This window comes from Woronichinia naegeliana WA131, from assembly GCA_025370055.1.
GTDB classification, from domain to species: Bacteria; Cyanobacteriota; Cyanobacteriia; order Cyanobacteriales; family Microcystaceae; genus Woronichinia; species Woronichinia naegeliana.
In genome coordinates this window covers 1,049,079-1,066,344 of the sequence record CP073041.1, presented here as the reverse complement: position 1 = coordinate 1,066,344, position 17,266 = coordinate 1,049,079, and the positions used below count along the sequence as shown (strand labels likewise).

The following is a 17,266-nucleotide window of genomic DNA, read 5'->3' as shown; positions in this document are numbered from 1 at the left end:
TTACTTCCGCCTGCTTTTAGGCTAATCTTTTGTGAGTAGGCATTTTGGCTTAAGTTGACACCAATGAATATCTGCTTCTTCCAATAATCTTCCTACCTGTCGAGGAGATATACTTTCCACTATTCCTTGCTTTACTAATTCCTCGGCTAATTCTCGTCCTGTCCAGTGACTTATCGGACGCTCATAATTCTTTGGGTCATCACAGGCTAATTTGAACAACTTCAAGATTTGTTCGCGTTTAAACTTGGCGGGTGCTCCACTACGTTCAGCATCTTTGATTCTTTCTGTTATTTCTATTTCACTTTTCTGTCCTGCTATCCATCTTTCTCTCCATTGACTTGCCATTTTTCGGCTGATTTTTAATTTTCTAGCAATTTCTCGATTATTTTCTCCCTCATCTGCCAGAAGCACTATTTTTGCCCTTAAGGCAATTTGCTGCTCTGTTGTATGACGATTTATCAGTTTTTCTAGATGTTCTCGTTCTTTTGCTTCCAACTTTAACTCTTTGGGGGCTAATCGGGGCATGACTTTTTCTCCTATATACCTATATACCTATATCCCACATTCCGTACATAAAAAAAGAACAAAGAAAATAAGAAAAGTCATTATGACAAAAGATAATACTGACAAGTAGTAGCCCCAAAAAAGCGCAAAATCCTCTCTCGCTCAAGCGTTAGATTGATTATTTGGGGACAATTATCCAGTACAACCCAATGAATCCCCCTCAAAGTCTGAAAAATCCAACGCAGTGTCGGACGCTGAGTCGGCTTTCCCAACTGATTAGGCACAGTCTCCTCCTGCTCTGCCAGAGCCAGTCTCAGTTTACGTTGTCCCAAGCTGTACACCAGTAAACACAACACCATGATGAAACTCAATGCCATAATCCGCTCAGGGGTTTTGAGAAAAACACTGGACGCCAAAAACAGAGGGTCTTTAAGGAAGCGAAAACCTCGCTCTACCCCTTGCTGTTGCTTGTAGTGGACAAGCAGTTGCTCATCGCTCAAAGAGTCTCCATCTAGCTGATTCGTCGCCAAGACAAAACGTCCTGCTGCCCGCTCTGAAGCTTGAACTTTCGCACTATTGAGGCTGAAAGTGGCTTGGGCATGATAGCTACGACGAATGGGCTGTTCATGGGGACGGGGTTTACCTCGATGACCGTAATGACATTTTTCGACGACAGTTAGGTCTTGAAGAAGATGCCATTCTAAACTCTTCTCCCATCGGCTCAGGGCGGTTAAAGCATCCTCCCGACAAGCAAATTCCTGACGCTGTAATTGTTCTAATTGTCTTTGAGCTTGAGCCGTTGCTTTCTCTGTCTTCTTCGTCAGTTGTTTGAGGTCTAAAGCTTTTTTTGCTCGCTATCTACCACTATCCAACGTTGTTTGACTCCCCCATATTCACTTTCTAAGGAGGTAAGACGATAGCCCTCTAAATCAGTTGTGATGAATTGCTCCGAGGCTAATTGACTGACCACATCCTGCACTTCTCTAATCGTTTTCGGCACAGAACATAACCAGTATATGCCGGTTAACTTTTGCAAGTTATCGGCACTGTATAAGGCTGAATCTGCTATATACAAACCATCGAATTGCCACTGCTCATTGAACTTTTTCAAGAGTTTAGCAAACTCTTTTTTATCACTTTGATTGCCATCTCCTAATTCGAGAAAAGCGGGAATGTCGCCATCCCCCCAACAGACTAGATTCAAGACAAATTGTTTCAAGTCTGGTCGCTTATCCTTTGAATAGCCATGAGTGATATGGATTATTTGGCTTTCTTTGTCTTCTCTCTCCACCGATAATTTATATTCCCCTTGTACCGATAATGAACTGGAGTCTAAATGGGAACTTTTCATCACTATTTTGAAGATTTCTACGGCTTTTAGACAAATTCCGAGAAACAAACGGCTGATGCCGGCCATAAAGATTAAATCTAAGACTCTCCCTAAACGGTCATCATTCAGGTCGCTGGCTTTTATTCCTTTTCCTAAAAGATGTTCTACTGGTTTATCTTCAAAAAAACGACTGAACAAATATAAAGGAGAGTTGATAAAGCCTAAGCCATTGAGAATCATCGCTTTCACTACCAGACCCGCACTGATTTTAGCACGGTCATTTTCTCCTAGTTGTTCATTGATATAATCCACTAGACCTAGTTCATCAACTATCGCCGCGATTATTCCTAAATGGTCGAGATTTTTAACGTTTAATTGGGTCATTTTCTCTTGGGTTTATTAGCTTTTTTATTTTAACTATTCTGTAGCCATTTTTGAATCTATTTTTATTTTTTCAAAACTAGTACGAAATACGGGCTATATTTATCTTTTTATCGGTTGCCTAATAATAGTATCTTAACTTACGCCTTAGACTACTAGTAGTAAAATGGCTGCGAACAAAGTTATGAACCATCCAGAAAATATCTAGGACTCGCTGTAATCCCACAACAGATTTAGCATAAGTAGGGCTTGCTGAAAAAAGCTGAAACCTTTACGGAGAAAAATAGTAGGCGAATTAAGAACCGCTAGAATGCACGAAAATAGGGTAGAATGCCTCAAAACCATTGCATTAAGAAGAGAGAAAGCAGATGTACCGAAAGCAACAGTACTCAATTGAAACACCAGAAAACTTGAAAAATCTGTTCGGCGGGCAGTTAGACGAAGAAAATCGTTGGATAGAAATGTCAAAAATGATTCCCTGGGAAGAATATGAGGAAGAATATGCAAAAAACTTCACAGAAAAAAAAGGAGCCCCAGCCAAATCATTTAGAATGGCATTAGGAGCATTAATTATCAAAGAAATTTCAGGAAAAAGTGACAGAGAAACAGTAGAACAAATAAAAGAGAACCCTTATTTACAGTACTTTATAGGAATGGAAAGCTATAGTAGCAAAGAAGCATTTAATGCGTCAATGATGGTTCATTTTCGTAAAAAAATAGGAATGGAATTAATAAATAAAATTAATAAAGAAATAGAAAAAAAAGCGACGGGTGTAGCGTCAGAAAAAAAGAAAATGAAGGAAAGTTATTGTTAGATGCGACTTGTACACCAGCAGATATAAAATATCCAACGGATATAGGAATATTGAATGATGCCAGAGAAAAAACAGAAAAAATAATAGATAAGCTGTATGAAGAAATAAAAGAGAAAAGGAAAGAAAAGCCGAGGACTTATAGGGAAGTGGCAAGAAAAGAGTACTTAGCCATAGCAAAAAAACGTCGTGTGTCAAAAAAAGAAAGAAGAAAAGGAACAAAAAAACAACTAGGATATATAAAAAGAAACTTGTCTCATATAGAAAAAATGATAGAAGAGGGAGCAAAGTTAGAAAAACTAACGAAAAAAGAGCAAGAAGAGCTTGTAACGATAGGAAAAGAGGAGGTCAAGTCTTTTCTTTGGACGGGTGAAGTGGATGCCGCTATCTCCTGTTTTGAGGGATGGTCAGAGCCTCAAGCTGAGAATTTTATCATTTATTTAAACAAGCATAAACATCGGATTGTCAATTATGGTTATTTGCAGGCAGAGGGCATTTCTATTGGCTCTGGCTCTGTCGAATCTCAAGTTAAACAAATTGGTCATCGTCTTAAAATTACTGGTGCGAGTTGGAATTCTGACAATGTACCACAAGTACTTCGTCATCGCTGTTCCTATTTAAATGATTACCTTTTTTGACTCTTTCATTTACCTCGTTAAGTATTTCTACTTATTGCAAAGGTGAGATGCTCCCTAGGAAAAGTGTATGAGCAACAGTTAGAAATGTATGAAAAAAAGACAAATAAAGTAGAAAACAGAATTGTGAGTGTAAGCCAACCTCACGTGCGTCCAATAGTGCGTGGAAAAGCGGGAAAAGCAGTAGAGTTTGGAGCTAAAATATCGGCAAGTAATGTGAATGGCTTTGTCTTCTTAGACAAATTAAGTTGGGATAATTACAACGAATCGGGAGATTTACAAGCGCGAATAGAAGAATATAAAAGGGAAACAGGATGTTATCCGGAATCGGTTCATGTGGATAAAATCTATCGAACAAAAGCGAATCGAGCTTATTGTAAAGAAAGGGATATAAGAATGAGTGGTCCCCGATTGGGAAGACCGCCGAAAGAGGTGAGCAAAGAAAAAAAGAAAGAGGCACGCTCAGATGAAAGAGTGCATAATGCCATTGAGGGTAAATTCGGACAGGGAAAGAGGAAATTTAGTCTTGGTCGAGTGATGGCCAAACTACCTGAGACCTCGGAAACGGTAATTGCGATGAACTTTTTGGTAATGAATCTTTCTACTCTACTTCAGAAGACAAAAAGTAAAAAGTTGTAGAGTCGTTTTTCTTGTGAAAAATGGTGTTAATTTTCCTCTCTTTTGTGAGGAGTGATTTGTGTTGACCTTTTTAGACAGAAAGGAACAATAGATTAAACAAAATCTGTATTTTGATTTGTTTCCATAAGGATAAGTTATCTATGCTTTTTCAGTCCATACTTCCCTAACCCACATTTCTTTCGTTTTTTGACTTTTTCAGCAAGCCCTAAGTATTTGTACGACGACGAAAGGCGGCTAAATAGCGTCGGATAGCACTATTAAATGCCTCAACGTGGTTGGCATGGACGTCCTTTTCTTCTGGTTTTTCTGTTATCTCTGGATGTTCTGGTTTCGGAGTTTCTACTTTCTTTAGTTTACCCTCAGAATCTCGACGTTTACTACTCTTATTTTTTAGTCTTACTACAAGACCCTTCGGTAATATCGCTTTCCAGTCCTTAATACTTCGTGACAAATATCAAATAGCAGTTGACTATATCGCTTTTCTCCATCTGTAAATAACTGGAGAGATTCTGCACTCCTTTCAAATAATTCCGCTACCGTCATCATTGCTTCTAGAAATAATTTCTGCTCTTTTCGACCACATTTTAAATGCCAAATAAAGCGGCTAAGCTGTCATCACTCTAAGTGGATATAAGGTAGAATATATAGACTTACTTTTTTGTATGACTATGCTGACGTTAAAGGGTGCATCCCACTTAAGATAATACATTGACACTCAAAAGAGGAGAGTGATTGAGATAAGCACATCGTAGCCGAAGAATACGAGAAACATTATGAAGATGCCAACGTGCTCCCGACAATTTAACCCTAGCTCCCACCTGTTTAATCTTAGACTCCACATCACCAGAACCAATCACAATACCAAGCTGTTGATAGTATTGGTAATCAGGGATACGCTGATAATGCTTCGTCAAATAGGCTTGAAAATTCTTTGCCCTCTTGCTTTTGACTCCATCAAACGCATCTATTGCCTTGTTCACAAAACCCCGCCACAGTAAATGCTCCACTGCTTCTAGCCGTTTGAGAGAGCCACCCACTTTGAACAGATTCTCCTTGAGATGATACCAATCCAACACCTCTCGTCGTATCAGCCACGATTGAGTGGCGAAACTCTCTACCGCATTCCAGATTGCGGGATGACCATCTCCCAAAAAGGTCACTATTGGGGACAAAGGTTGAACATTGCTCCAATTCTTTAAGCCCTCTGGGTCTTGGAAAAAGGCTTCACAGACATTGCCATGAAGACTCACCAGTTTATAATCTCGCCACTGTCCCCCTTCCTTCTCCTCGCCCCGCAGACAAATCTTTCCCCCATCTATACTGACCCCCGCACTCTCTGACTGAGCTTGAGCTAAGGGCAGTTCTGTCCGTTCTACCAAGCGATGTAAACTGCTATGTCCTACTTTTATCCCCATCAACTCCTCTATATCTTCTTCTGCTTGTTGGTAGGATGTTTTCGCACTGGCTCTTAGACAGCATTTCTCTAAACCTGGACTTAAGACGATTTTTGGCGACACCTTTAGTTTTCTGGCTTGTTTTTGGCTTATTTCCACTTCTCCGACTAGGGTTTTGATTTTTCGCTTGTTTCCAGACCGTTTTTTTCCCCCTTCTGAAAAAAAAACTCCCCCATTGTTGGCCCCACAATTTCTAACATCTGGGTTCTGACTTCTACTTCGATGCTTCCAAAGTCCTTCTGTTTCTCTGGTTCCGTATATTTGCGCAAGATACGGGCTGATTCGGTGAGATGCTGTTTTAACAGTGCTTTTTCTTCTGGGGGAATCGGTAACATACTTTTTTCGCTCATCAGTTTTTTTCCATTTTACCCCAGATTCTGTGTACTACTTTATCCGGGATGTACCCGACGTTAAACTTCTTAGACCAAAAGACCAAGAAAGAGCTACAAAAAGCCCTTAAAACGGAAGAGCACGCAGTTACAAGAGAGAGAATATTGATTATGTTACTGAGAAATGAAGGAAAAACGTATGATGAAATATCAGGATTATTAGGATGTTGCAAACGACAAGTGTGGTACTGGTGCAATAATGGAAATCCGAAAGAGATAGAAAGCTTAAGAGACAAAAGAAAAAAAGGAAATCACAGGAAAGTAACAGAAGAATACATAGAGAAATTGACGGAGATAATAATCAAAGAGCCTGAAGAGTTTGGATATGAATTTGGACGTTGGACAGTAGCAAGACTATCAACTCATATGGAAAAAGAAACGGGTATATTGTTAGGAAATACACAACTTAGAAATATGCTTAAAAAAAAGCGATTTGTCTACATCTGGGCAAAATATAGTCTAGAAGATAAACAAGATGAGCAAAAAAGAGAGAAATTTAGAAAGAAAGTTGAAGAGTACAAGAAGCTTTTGAAAGAAAAGCCAGAATCAATCCAGATATGGTTTTGGGATGAAAGTGGCTTCAGCTTAAGAGTAATACGGAGAAAACATTGGACAAAAAAAGGAAAGCGTAAAAAAGTGAGGGGAGATAGAAGAAAAGGAAGAGTCAATGTAATGGGTGGTATTAGATATACTGACAAAAAACGGTGGGTTGATTTGATTCCCACTGGTAACTCTCAGAACTTCAAGAGTGTATTATTAAAATTTTACAAAGACATACAAAGAGAATGGATAGAACAAGGAAATAAAAAAGAAGACTTTGAAAAGAATGGTCTGAAGATTGTGATTATTTTAGATAATGCGAGCTTCCACAAAAAGCAAGAAATTCTAGACGAGAGCACGGAAGAAATGCCAAACATTATTTTGGAGTTTTTACCCCCCTATAGTCCCGATTATAATTTAATGGAATTGGTATGGCATTCAGCAAAAGAATATATTGCAAATAAATTATTCAAATCAATTGAAGAATTAGAATCTCTCATCCATAAACTTCTTAATGAAGGTGGATTGACAATATGTTGGGGACGTAAAATCAAAAACAAGGGCTCAAGTATTATTGCAAGTTAAACTGATGACAGCTTAGCCCTTTCCATGAGCACGATTGTCTAACCCTCAGAGGCACTTGCTTCTTTATTTTTTCCAACTTTTGTATATAGTTCATCCCCTTCTATTACTAATTTAACAAATTCATTCACTAAGGCGTATAAAAATAATGTCTCTTGTAATCCTGATAATTTCTTTTCCCAATTCAATATTGTTGTTTTCGCGTAGCCGAATGCTCGGGCTGCTGCATTTAATCCTATTCCTTCCATTCTGGCTTTTAATACTTTTACAATTTCACTTAATGGGGTTTCTAAGCCAGCGATTACGCTACCATAAGTCTCAGCAAAACAAGAACTACATTCTTGACAAATGAACATTTTACGTTCCCCGTTACCTTTCGTTTGATAATGAGAATGTATTTTTACTTTTTCACTATAGCAATGAGGACAGTTTTTCTTGAATAAGGCATCCTCTTTCTTTTGGCACAAGCCAACATCATTCAGGATTTCCATAGAGCTTTTCTTTAATATTGACATTGTTTTCTGTTTCCTTCTTCTTTGATATAATGACAATAATAATATAATAAAAACGGGCCGATGTCTAGTCTTAAACTATTTTTCTATTTTCTCAAAGCCTTACACCATAACTTTTTTCAACTTTGATCAGACGATACCAGTTCCGCTTGTCTAACTTGTGCGTAAATATCGTCATTGCTCATATTCAAATTTTCAATTCGCGATCGCCTCCCCATTATCTATCGAAAATCACGATCGCTGATTAGCCGGTTATTGAAGCTGTGATCGCCGTTTGTCCTCAGTCGGTAAGTATAAATACTTTCTTAAGGCCCGCCTGTGTCACAATAAAGGGCCTTATCCCTAGAATAAGAAGCGAATCGTTTAGGTGGGTATTACACAATATGGAACTGCTTTATGAATATGCCTGGCTAATTCCTGTCCTGCCTCTGGTGGGAGCAGTGATCGTCGGTCTAGGACTCATTTCTTTTAATCAAGTTACCAATGGGTTACGGCAACTCAATGCCTTTCTCATTGTCTTTTTGGCTGGAACCGCGATGGTGTTATCCTTCCTGCTACTTGCGGATCAACTGCAAGGCCATGAAGTCTATACGCGATCACTGGAATGGGCCAGTGCGGGCAATTTTCACCTGAATATGGGTTTTGCCATTGATCACCTCAGCGCGTTAATGCTGGTCATCGTGACCACCGTAGCCTTTCTAGTGATGATCTACACCGATGGCTATATGGCCCATGACCCTGGCTATGTTAGGTTTTACGCCTATCTCAGCTTATTTGCCTCCTCCATGCTCGGTCTAGTCATTAGTCCCAACCTGGTGCAGGTTTATATCTTTTGGGAATTGGTGGGGATGTGTTCCTATCTGCTCATCGGCTTCTGGTACGATCGCAAGGCGGCGGCGGATGCTTGTCAAAAAGCCTTTGTCACTAACCGTGTCGGTGACTTTGGCTTACTGCTCGGCATTTTAGGCTTATATTGGTCCACCAACAGTTTTGACTTCGGTATTGCAGGAGAACGCCTAGAACAGGCCGTTAACTCTGGAACCATTGGAGCAGGCATTGCCGCCTTCATTGCTGTTTTACTCTTCCTTGGCCCTGTCGCTAAATCCGCTCAATTTCCTCTACACGTTTGGCTTCCCGACGCGATGGAAGGCCCGACTCCCATTTCTGCCCTGATTCATGCCGCCACAATGGTAGCCGCAGGGGTATTTCTGATCGCACGGCTGTATCCCGTCTTTGAACCGATTTCCGCCGCGATGAATGTGATCGCCTGGACGGGTTGTGTGACGGCCTTTTTGGGAGCCACGATCGCCCTCACCCAGAACGATATTAAAAAGGGTTTAGCTTACTCCACCATTTCCCAATTGGGCTATATGGTCATGGCCATGGGCATTGGAGCCTATTCTGCGGGCTTATTTCACCTGATGACCCACGCTTACTTTAAGGCGATGCTGTTCCTCTGTTCGGGTTCCGTTATTCACGGTATGGAAGGCGTGGTCGGCCATGATCCTGTTTTAGCCCAAGACATGAGAATTATGGGCGGTTTGCGAAAATATATGCCCATTACCTCCACTTGTTTCTTAATCGGAACCCTGGCGATTTGTGGGATTCCGCCTTTTGCCGGTTTCTGGTCAAAGGATGAAATTCTCGGTCTAGCTTTCCAAGCCAATCCAGCCCTTTGGTTAATTGGTTTCGGAACCGCAGGGTTAACCGCCTTTTATATGTTCCGTATGTACTTTATGACCTTTGAAGGCCCATTTCGCGGTAATGATAAGGCTCTGCACAAAAAAGTATTTGATTTTTACGGGTTAGTACCGACGGAAAATGATCACGATGATCACGGTCACGGTCATTCCCCCCACGAATCCCCGATCGCCATGACTTTCCCGTTAATGGCTTTAGCTGTTCCTTCGATTTTAATTGGCTTAATTGGTCGTCCCTGGGCTAATCAATTTGAAGCCTTTATTCATGCCCCTGGGGAAATTTTTGAACAAGCGGCAGAATTTGACTGGTCTGAGTTTTATGTGATGGCGGGCAGTTCCATCGGTATAGGTTTAATCGGTATTAGTTTTGCTATCTTGATGTATCTGCAACACAAAATTGATCCCGCCGCGATCTCCGAAAAATACCCCGCACTTTACCGTTTTTCCCTAAACAAATGGTATTTTGATGACCTTTATGATCGCCTCTTTGTTAAGGGTTCTCGTCGTTTAGCACGGCAGATCATGGAAATTGATTACAAAGTCATTGACGGAGCCGTTAACCTCACAGGGTTAGTTACTTTAGTTAGTGGTGAAGGTTTGAAGTATTTAGAAAATGGTCGCGCCCAATTCTATGCCCTGATTGTCTTTGCAGCAGTCTTGGGATTTGTAATTGTTTTTAGTGTCGTTTAAACCGTAGGGACGCATTGCGTGCCATTGGTGTCAACTTAACGTGTAACTCTTTCAGGGCGAACGCATCTTATTTTTGAAAGGTAGGCTGGATAAGGGTTTCCGAGATCATGATTGATTTTTTATGAAACGCTGAAAGTCTTATCAGATAAGGAGTCTAGAATTTAGATGCGTTTGCCATGGTAACTCTTTCTGATTAAGGCTTTGAAACTACTTTAGGACATCTTATTGAGCCTTATTTGTAAGTACTCGGAGCCATAACCTTTGATTAATCGTTGATTGATAATTTATTAGCACCACCTAGCTTATCCCACAATCCTTACCTAGCTTATCCCACAATCCTATCCTTATTTCGGGTCTGCTGAAAAAGTCCACAAAACGAACCTAGATGCCACAGGAGGCGAAAAATGGTGACTTCAGAGAGTTGTTTCCAATTTCAACCCCCAGTTTTCCAACGACGTGCATGGGCTTTGAGCCTCCAAAGGCCATAACCTTGCATCTGATCGTTTTTAAAATGCTTGAAAGCATTGTCTGGCAAGGGTTCTATACTTATTCAGCAAGCCCTATTTAATAAGGGTTTTGGCTTAAGTTGACACCAATGATTGCGTGCGCCCAGAACTTTTACCCCAAAATTTATACCCCAAAACACTCTTAAACCTACAATCAATGCACTCTCTTAATGGAGGTGCTTTTTGTTAACGATTTTGATCATATTCTGTTAGTTGCGATCGCGTTCTGAGGGAATACCCAATTTATACTTCTTTTTATAGATCTGGAGAGTGCGAAGTTCTCTGTCAGACATTTTGATAAAATGCCTAAAAGCCTTGCATTGAAAGGGTTTCAGCGATTGTGAGTCTGGAAGAGGGTAGAAGGGCGTTGGGGGCTGAAACCCTAGTAAACTCGTTGATTTTCCTAGAACTTCGCACTGTCCAGTAAACAAACATAAACATCGGATTGTCAATTATGTAGGGTCTGCTGAAAAAGTCCACAAAACGAACCTAGATGCCACAGGACGCGAAAAATGGTGACTTCAGAGAGTTGTTTCCAATTTCAACCCCCAGTTTTTCAACGACGTGCATGGGCTTTGAGTCTCCAAAGGCCATCTGACTTTTCCCGTTAAGTGCGGATTGCAAGCTGCCAGCCTTGGCAAAGGTCATGCAACTTCAACCAACCGCGCCAAAGGACTTGGATACCGAGAGGAGTTTTACGACGATGTTCAAGATAACCACCAAGAAAAGCAACAGACTCGACAGCCCAAGCAACAGTCAAAATAGGGGGAAGTTTTTGAGAGGCGGCTGCTTTTAACACCTGAAGTTGAAGAGGATTAAGAATTTCAATCGCGAGAGCATCGGGCTGGGTACGATGAAGATAAGTAACGTGTAAAAGTTCAACAGCAATGACACTTAAAAAACCCAAAAGAGTTTTCATTCCATCAGAGGCAAGTCGATAACGCTCACTCTGACAACCAGACTTAAGGACTTTATGAAATTCTTCAACCCGCCATCGGTAGGTGTACCAACGAAGAATAGTGACAGCCATCTCAATAGTCTCAACAACTTCTGTAGTCAGAAGCATCCAAGATAAAGGAGTTTCGCCTTCGGGACAATCGATTTCTGTCGCATAAACAGCATAGACATTCAACGGGTCACGATTATCAAAACGATAGGGAGTTCGTAGATTAACTGAGCAAAATCGGACGGCAAGCTTAACCTTCCGTGCTTTTCTTTTTCCTGTACTCGGAATCTCGATTTCTTGATGAAAACGAATCGGTTCTGATTCCAAATGTTGCCAAAGTCGTTCACTATTTTTGTCTAAACTACGATTATGAGACGCTCTGACCAGCACTCCTGTATGCTTGAGTTGACGCACTGAGTCAAAGACTTCTGAAACATCTCCTTCTCTGTCAAATACATGAATTACCCTCGTTGAACTTTCTACCTGTTTCTCACAGGTGTTTAGAGCCTCTACCCATTTGTAGGATTCTTTTTCCTCAAATGGTCTTTGACGAGCTGCTTTTCTTTGTTCTTTCTGTCTTTCTTTTTTCTGCTTCGCCGTTTCATCTGTTGGGGGCTTTTCTTTTACCTCCCTATTCCACAGTTTTTGCCATAATAAACCTAATACTTGTCCTTTTTCTGGCTCAATTGCTAAAGCACTATGCAGTATTAATCCATTCCCTCCTTTTCCAGTCGGCCCATACCCTTCCCTTTTTTCCTTGATATTGCGATAATCTAAGAAGGTCGTATCTCCGACTGATAGCATTATCTTATATTCTTCTACGGCGGCAGTTGTCATTTCACAGTGCGGCTCTATTATCTTGACAAAGTCTGTTTTCGGATTCCCAAAAATTCATAGGCCCTCTTTAACTCGTTTCCTCCCTTAAACACTTCTGATAAGGCTTTTCCAAACCCCTCACTTAACTTTTTCCCAATCGAGAAGGCACGATTGTTTAGCCTCTCGTCTCCCAATTCACAACTGGCAAAGTTTTTTGTCCACCATTCCAACATTTTTTGACCTGCCCTTTAAGATTTTCTCCATTTTACAGTCTCATACTCCCTTCATCCTTTGTTTTTGAAATTTGAACGATAAGCGGGATGATGGCTTCAGAATATTTTTTTCCTGTCAAGAGAATCATTACTCAAACCCTTGCCAGATAAAGCCTCTAGAAGTTTGCATTGCTGGATTTTGGACTTAACGGGAAAAGTCAGAAAGGCCATAACCTTGCACCTGATCGTTTTTAAAATGCTTGAAAGCATTGTCTGGCAAGGGTTCTATACTTATTCAGCAAGCCCTATGTAGGAGTTACGCATTGACAAAAGCTTTCTACCTGTAAATAATTCGTTGATAGATTATCCTGTGAAACGGTACGATAGGGCTTTCGAGCTCGCGTCAGATGTAATCAACGAAAATTTTACAGCAAGAACAATTTCAAGAGTGCTTTCTGAATTGAGTAAGAAGTATAGCGCAGGTAAGGAGCGGAGAAGTGATAGCGATTGACGGTAAAACCCTTCGCCAGTCCGATGATAATGCCAACGGCAAGGGGGCGATTCAGATGGTGAGCGCATGGGCAACAGCGAATCGTTTAGTGCTAGGACAGTGCAAGGTGGAGAGGGGTGCGACCTTTAGTTGATAAAAGCTGTTGTAATCAGGGTTCTACAGGGAACCCATATTGATCAAGTTTTGCCCAAAATTGACTCCATCGTTCCTTGGTCAATACCAAAGCTCGTAGGCTCAAAATAATTCCTGCTCCTTTTTCCTTCCATCGCATCCCTGAACAACATAATCGTTGTTTGACCAACGTCTTACAAGCTGCTTCCGTAACACCTGAACCAATCGGATACTTTTTCTCTATGTATTCAGCATAATCCATTTGATGCTGATGATTCTCGTAATAAGTAATCGCCGCTTGTAGTTTCTCGGTAAGATTCTTAGAATGACTTTTTTCTTCTTTGACTTCTTTCATCAGATTTAGCAGTTCTCCTGCTTTTCCTTTTTCATGCTTGAGTTCTCGACAATTTTCAGTCAACCATTCTTTTTGTTTTGACACGGTATTCGGATGCAACGCTTCTGCCAAGGCACCTAAGTAACCAGAGGCATGATAGAAATCTAATATCTGTTCTTCCGTTTGCTTTTCTAAAAACTTCCAATTTGATTCTGCCCCGTCTGCTATCCCGACCAATGTTGCCTCTGGATAACGGTTTTTCGCTCGCTCAATTTCTCTTTCTAATCTTTCTAGAAAACTCTTTTTTCCATACTCTGGTGCCGCACCTAGATAGATTGTAGGTTGACGTTCGCCTTCACTATCGTATAGGGAAACGGTTCCCACCATTGCTTCACGGTAGCCATCCTCACACATCAGCATACAGGTTCCATCTAATCCTATTCCCACTGTTGCAATTTGGCTATCCTCCTTGGGCGGGGCATAACTCCACGCTTCTTCTTTTGCCTGTACCACACTTCCTACTGCTTCACTCAATCTTTGGATATAGGATAGCGCTACTTTTCTACCATGATTTTCTAATAAATCATTTTTCACCTCTTTGCCTGCCATCCCTGACATTTTTGAGGATACCTGTTTTGCCAATAATGGCGTTGATGTTATGATTATCCTTGCTTCTCTTTCTAAGGGGCAATACGTTTTTCCTCAAAGGTGAACGCTGATATACATGACGATTCACTATAACCTCACCATAAGGTGTTTGATATTCTTTCGGTTGCTCTCCCTTACTCTTCCAGATTTCTTCACCGATTTTTAAGGGTGAACCATCTGTATCTAAATATTTCAAGGCTTCTTTGCTGGCGATGCAACCTACTTCGTTTAAGCCTTTTTGAATATTTATTTCTGTATCCAACATTGAACGACTGAGTTCTAATGTTAGTTCTATTTTTATCTTTGAACCCTCTACATTAATTAGTTTTGCTGTCATCATTGTTTCCTCTTTGTCACTTTTCATCCCATGTTAACACTTTTCTTTTCCTTCATCAACTAAAGGTCACACCCGGTGGAGAGTAAGTCGAATGAAATCACAGCGATTCCTAAATTACTAAAAATGTTAGAGGTCAAAGGCTGTATCGTAACGATTGATGCCATAGGAACTCAGACAAAGATTACCCAGCAGATAGGTAGGACGAGGAGGAGATTATATTTTAGCCCTGAAAGGGCAATCAAGGTAATCTATGTGAGGATATTGACAGGGCAAACGCATCTAAATTCTAGACTCCTTATCTGATAAGACTTTCAGCGTTTCATAAAAAATCAATCATGATCTCGGAAACCCTTATCCAGCCTACCTTTCAAAAATAAGATGCGTTCGCCCTGCTACGTATATTGTTGCGCCAGCTTTTTGGCATCGATGTTCTCACCTTTGAGCAGACTCCTGTTCAACCCTTTGGACAACTCACATAAGGCGTATATTCTGAATTTGGAATTGCTGAGAAGGACGGGGTTTCAGACCCATTTTTTTCGATGATTCAAGCAGAGAGGCGATTGAAAGACAAAACATAGTATGAGACTCGCTACTATATCAGTAGTCTGCCTAGTGATGCTCAAAAATTATCCCAATCCGTTCGCAGTCATTGGTTAATATACCTCGCACGGTGATAATTTGCGTTTTTTAGTTCAGCCCCCCTAGCCCCCCAAGTTTTTGGGGAAACATTCTCTATTTATCGGTTTCAAAGTCCCCCAGCATTGGGGGATTCAGGGGGCGAAAATCTCAATCCATGACCGTGCCAAGTATAGAGAACTCCTTACATTAGGTTTTAGACTTGGCCTTCAACGAGGATGCTTGTCGTATTCGTAAGGATTTTGCTCCTGAGAATTTAGCGGTCGTGCGACATATCGCTCTGAACTTGCTCACATACGGAGAAGAAACTAAAACTCGGTATTATAGGGTAAGCGACTGCGTGCTGGTTGGGACGAAGATTATCTTCTTCAGGTTTTACGGGGAGAAAATTAAGATGCGTTCGCCCTAACCCCTCAGCTCCACGAATAACACCCAAGATAGCGATCATCAAAACTAAAGTTTCAATACACTTGTGTCTTAAAATCCTAAAAATTTTGCCCTGTAAGGCTTTTGCTATTGTGCTATTGGTTGATTCGTTTTGTGTAAGATCTTGGCTAGAGCCAGTGACCGCTTCATAATGAAAGTATATGTGTGATGCTTTTCTGAGAATTGATTGCATTTCTTAACCCGAAAACTGAGAATTAACTACACTTCTTAACTAAAAATTGTATATTTTTCAACTAAAAACTCGAGATTAGATATTGACAACGACAAGACAAGGGTGTTATCTTCAAAGGCGTAGAAGTTGTGAAGGCAGAAAACCAAATGAATTTCTGAATCCTCCATGACTTCAGCAACGTACACTCTCTATGAAAACAACACAAAGGTCTAACTATCATGGCAGTTGAAAAAACTAACTCTTCCTCTAGCTTAGCTGAAGTTATTGATCGCATCCTCGACAAAGGTATCGTTATTGATGCTTGGGTTCGCGTCTCTCTGGTGGGCATCGAATTATTAGCGATTGAAGCTCGTGTAGTCATCGCTTCGGTTGAAACCTACCTCAAATACGCTGAAGCTGTCGGTCTGACTAAATCTGCGGCAGTCCCTGCTTAAGGATTGCTCACAGATTCTCCTATCTGTTGAGTTAAAACCCTAGCGGTTTTTCTCTAAATCCCTATTAAGTTTAATTACTTCTCACACTTTCTAAAGGGAGCACCTTATCCTTTGTAACTGCTAAATTAGGTTTGATGTCAAGCTATTTTGAAAACCTTGCTGCAAGCTAATTTCGGACACAAGTATAATTACTTAATTGCATAAGTATAAGATGCTCCCCCTTCCCAAAAAACCTATCTGGAAAGTCTATCACCATGGCAGTTGAAAAAACTAACTCTTCCTCTAGCTTAGCTGAAGTTATTGATCGCATCCTCGACAAAGGTATCGTTATTGATGCTTGGGTTCGCGTCTCTCTGGTGGGCATCGAATTATTAGCGATTGAAGCTCGTGTAGTCATCGCTTCGGTTGAAACCTACCTCAAATACGCTGAAGCTGTCGGTCTGACTAAATCTGCGGCAGTCCCTGCTTAAGGATTGCTCACAGATTCTCTTATCTGTTGAGTCAAAACCCTAGCGGGTTTTCCAGATTCTCGGCTTTCTTTATAAACTTCTATTGAGTTTAGTTACCCCCTCTCTTGGGTAGGGCTGATTCATTCTCTGGTTTGATTCCTTTTTTGTCTCTCTTCAATCGCTTATGGGGTAAGCAAAGTAAGGTATTTTTAAAAATTTTCAGATATTTATTCTGAGAAATCGCCTTAAAACCTTGCCAGATAAGGATTTGATTGATTGAGATTTGTTAGAATGAATCAGCCCTACCTCTCTTGGGGAGCAGTGGTCTATAATTGATCAGGCTGGCACGGCAACGGATAACAAAAACAAAGCTATACCCTACAAGTTATTTTTGTAACCGTGATTTGACCTTTGTAGCTTGGTTTACCGCCCATCGCCAGAATGTGAAGCTGACTATTTTTTACAGTAGAAAGCCATCTTTGGTATGGAAAGTTGCACACCTTAGTTTAGTCTGGAGTAGTCCCCTACCTCAACTTTGG

The 17,266-nt window shown here is 40.7% G+C and carries 12 protein-coding genes and 8 pseudogenes; 10 read left to right on the top strand and 10 right to left on the bottom strand.

Annotated elements, in window-relative coordinates:
- Nucleotides 1-21: 21 nt before the first annotated feature.
- The gene (locus KA717_05635; GenBank protein ID UXE62291.1) at nucleotides 22-525 is read right to left on the bottom strand and encodes a helix-turn-helix domain-containing protein; all 504 of its coding nucleotides are present in this window, start codon (nucleotides 523-525) and stop codon (nucleotides 22-24) included.
- Nucleotides 526-605: 80 nt separating this feature from the next.
- Nucleotides 606-2,218, bottom strand: a pseudogene (locus tag KA717_05630) (IS1634 family transposase).
- Nucleotides 2,219-2,583: 365 nt separating this feature from the next.
- On the opposite strand from KA717_05630, the pseudogene KA717_05625 reads away from it, so the two are divergent.
- The 3 pseudogenes from KA717_05625 to KA717_05615 all read left to right on the top strand — a co-directional run bounded on the left by KA717_05625 (nucleotide 2,584) and on the right by KA717_05615 (nucleotide 4,301).
- Nucleotides 2,584-3,344 (top strand): annotated as a pseudogene (locus tag KA717_05625) (transposase).
- Nucleotides 3,345-3,368: 24 nt separating this feature from the next.
- Nucleotides 3,369-3,665, top strand: a pseudogene (locus KA717_05620) (ISKra4 family transposase).
- Nucleotides 3,666-3,719: 54 nt separating this feature from the next.
- Nucleotides 3,720-4,301, top strand: a pseudogene (locus KA717_05615) (transposase).
- A gap of 205 nt (nucleotides 4,302-4,506) precedes the next feature.
- On the opposite strand, the gene KA717_05610 reads toward KA717_05615, so the two are convergent.
- The 4 genes from KA717_05610 to KA717_05595 all read right to left on the bottom strand — a co-directional run bounded on the left by KA717_05610 (nucleotide 4,507) and on the right by KA717_05595 (nucleotide 6,105).
- Nucleotides 4,507-4,752 carry a hypothetical protein gene (locus tag KA717_05610; protein ID UXE62290.1) on the bottom strand — a complete coding sequence of 82 codons (246 nt, stop codon included), beginning with the start codon at nucleotides 4,750-4,752 and terminating at the stop codon, nucleotides 4,507-4,509.
- The gene (locus tag KA717_05605; protein ID UXE62289.1) at nucleotides 4,701-4,847 is read right to left on the bottom strand and encodes a hypothetical protein; all 147 of its coding nucleotides are present in this window, start codon (nucleotides 4,845-4,847) and stop codon (nucleotides 4,701-4,703) included. Before KA717_05605 ends, KA717_05610 begins: the two co-directional genes overlap by 52 nt.
- Nucleotides 4,848-4,996: 149 nt before the next feature.
- Nucleotides 4,997-5,875 (bottom strand): ISKra4 family transposase, encoded by an 879-nt coding sequence (locus tag KA717_05600; protein ID UXE64558.1) that lies wholly within the window; start codon nucleotides 5,873-5,875, stop codon nucleotides 4,997-4,999.
- Nucleotides 5,863-6,105 carry a hypothetical protein gene (locus tag KA717_05595; GenBank protein ID UXE62288.1) on the bottom strand — a complete coding sequence of 81 codons (243 nt, stop codon included), beginning with the start codon at nucleotides 6,103-6,105 and terminating at the stop codon, nucleotides 5,863-5,865. The genes KA717_05600 and KA717_05595 overlap by 13 nt, the downstream gene beginning before the upstream one ends.
- A 48-nt stretch (nucleotides 6,106-6,153) precedes the next feature.
- Here KA717_05595 and KA717_05590 point away from each other — a divergent pair, with 48 nt between their 5' ends.
- Entirely contained in the window at nucleotides 6,154-7,269 is a 1,116-nt protein-coding gene (locus KA717_05590; GenBank protein UXE62287.1) for an IS630 family transposase, read from the top strand.
- A gap of 38 nt (nucleotides 7,270-7,307) precedes the next feature.
- Here KA717_05590 and KA717_05585 read toward each other — a convergent pair whose 3' ends face one another.
- Nucleotides 7,308-7,781 (bottom strand): hypothetical protein, encoded by a 474-nt coding sequence (locus KA717_05585; protein UXE62286.1) that lies wholly within the window; start codon nucleotides 7,779-7,781, stop codon nucleotides 7,308-7,310.
- A gap of 380 nt (nucleotides 7,782-8,161) precedes the next feature.
- On the opposite strand from KA717_05585, the gene KA717_05580 reads away from it, so the two are divergent.
- On the top strand, nucleotides 8,162-10,168 hold the full coding sequence (locus KA717_05580) for an NAD(P)H-quinone oxidoreductase subunit 5 (GenBank protein UXE62285.1): 2,007 nt from the start codon (nucleotides 8,162-8,164) through the stop codon (nucleotides 10,166-10,168).
- Nucleotides 10,169-11,281: 1,113 nt separating this feature from the next.
- On the opposite strand, the gene KA717_05575 is transcribed toward KA717_05580, so the two are convergent.
- Complete coding sequence (locus KA717_05575) at nucleotides 11,282-12,457, bottom strand: IS4 family transposase (protein ID UXE62284.1); 1,176 nt, start codon at nucleotides 12,455-12,457, stop codon at nucleotides 11,282-11,284.
- 17 nt (nucleotides 12,458-12,474) lie between these two features.
- Complete coding sequence (locus KA717_05570; protein ID UXE62283.1) at nucleotides 12,475-12,669, bottom strand: transposase; 195 nt, start codon at nucleotides 12,667-12,669, stop codon at nucleotides 12,475-12,477.
- Between the two features lie 413 nt (nucleotides 12,670-13,082).
- Between KA717_05570 and KA717_05565 the strand changes: the two are divergent.
- A pseudogene (locus KA717_05565) lies at nucleotides 13,083-13,271 on the top strand (ISAs1 family transposase).
- Between the two features lie 36 nt (nucleotides 13,272-13,307).
- On the opposite strand, the pseudogene KA717_05560 reads toward KA717_05565, so the two are convergent.
- Nucleotides 13,308-14,589, bottom strand: a pseudogene (locus KA717_05560) (ISKra4 family transposase).
- A gap of 75 nt (nucleotides 14,590-14,664) precedes the next feature.
- Between KA717_05560 and KA717_05555 the strand changes: the two are divergent.
- The 4 genes and pseudogenes from KA717_05555 (at nucleotide 14,665) to gvpA (KA717_05540) (ending at nucleotide 16,748) form a co-directional block, all read left to right on the top strand.
- Nucleotides 14,665-14,784 (top strand): annotated as a pseudogene (locus tag KA717_05555) (ISAs1 family transposase).
- Nucleotides 14,785-15,397: 613 nt separating this feature from the next.
- A pseudogene (locus KA717_05550) lies at nucleotides 15,398-15,618 on the top strand (ISAs1 family transposase).
- Nucleotides 15,619-16,062: 444 nt separating this feature from the next.
- Entirely contained in the window at nucleotides 16,063-16,278 is a 216-nt protein-coding gene (gene gvpA / locus KA717_05545; protein UXE62282.1) for a gas vesicle structural protein GvpA, read from the top strand.
- A 254-nt stretch (nucleotides 16,279-16,532) separates the two neighbouring features.
- Complete coding sequence (gvpA, locus tag KA717_05540; protein UXE62281.1) at nucleotides 16,533-16,748, top strand: gas vesicle structural protein GvpA; 216 nt, start codon at nucleotides 16,533-16,535, stop codon at nucleotides 16,746-16,748.
- Nucleotides 16,749-17,266 lie beyond the last annotated feature (518 nt).

Bases quoted from the DNA above. Each gene is read 5' to 3' on its own strand.
- KA717_05605 (UXE62289.1), bottom strand. From the start codon at position 4,847: ATGATGACGGTAGCGGAATTATTTGAAAGGAGTGCAGAATCTCTCCAG.
- KA717_05580 (UXE62285.1), top strand. From the start codon at position 8,162: ATGGAACTGCTTTATGAATATGCCTGGCTAATTCCTGTCCTGCCTCTG.
- gvpA (UXE62282.1), top strand. From the start codon at position 16,063: ATGGCAGTTGAAAAAACTAACTCTTCCTCTAGCTTAGCTGAAGTTATT.
- KA717_05635 (UXE62291.1), bottom strand. From the start codon at position 525: ATGCCCCGATTAGCCCCCAAAGAGTTAAAGTTGGAAGCAAAAGAACGA.
- KA717_05570 (UXE62283.1), bottom strand. From the start codon at position 12,669: ATGTTGGAATGGTGGACAAAAAACTTTGCCAGTTGTGAATTGGGAGAC.
- KA717_05590 (UXE62287.1), top strand. From the start codon at position 6,154: ATGTACCCGACGTTAAACTTCTTAGACCAAAAGACCAAGAAAGAGCTA.
- KA717_05595 (UXE62288.1), bottom strand. From the start codon at position 6,105: ATGAGCGAAAAAAGTATGTTACCGATTCCCCCAGAAGAAAAAGCACTG.
- gvpA (UXE62281.1), top strand. From the start codon at position 16,533: ATGGCAGTTGAAAAAACTAACTCTTCCTCTAGCTTAGCTGAAGTTATT.
- KA717_05575 (UXE62284.1), bottom strand. From the start codon at position 12,457: ATGACAACTGCCGCCGTAGAAGAATATAAGATAATGCTATCAGTCGGA.
- KA717_05585 (UXE62286.1), bottom strand. From the start codon at position 7,781: ATGTCAATATTAAAGAAAAGCTCTATGGAAATCCTGAATGATGTTGGC.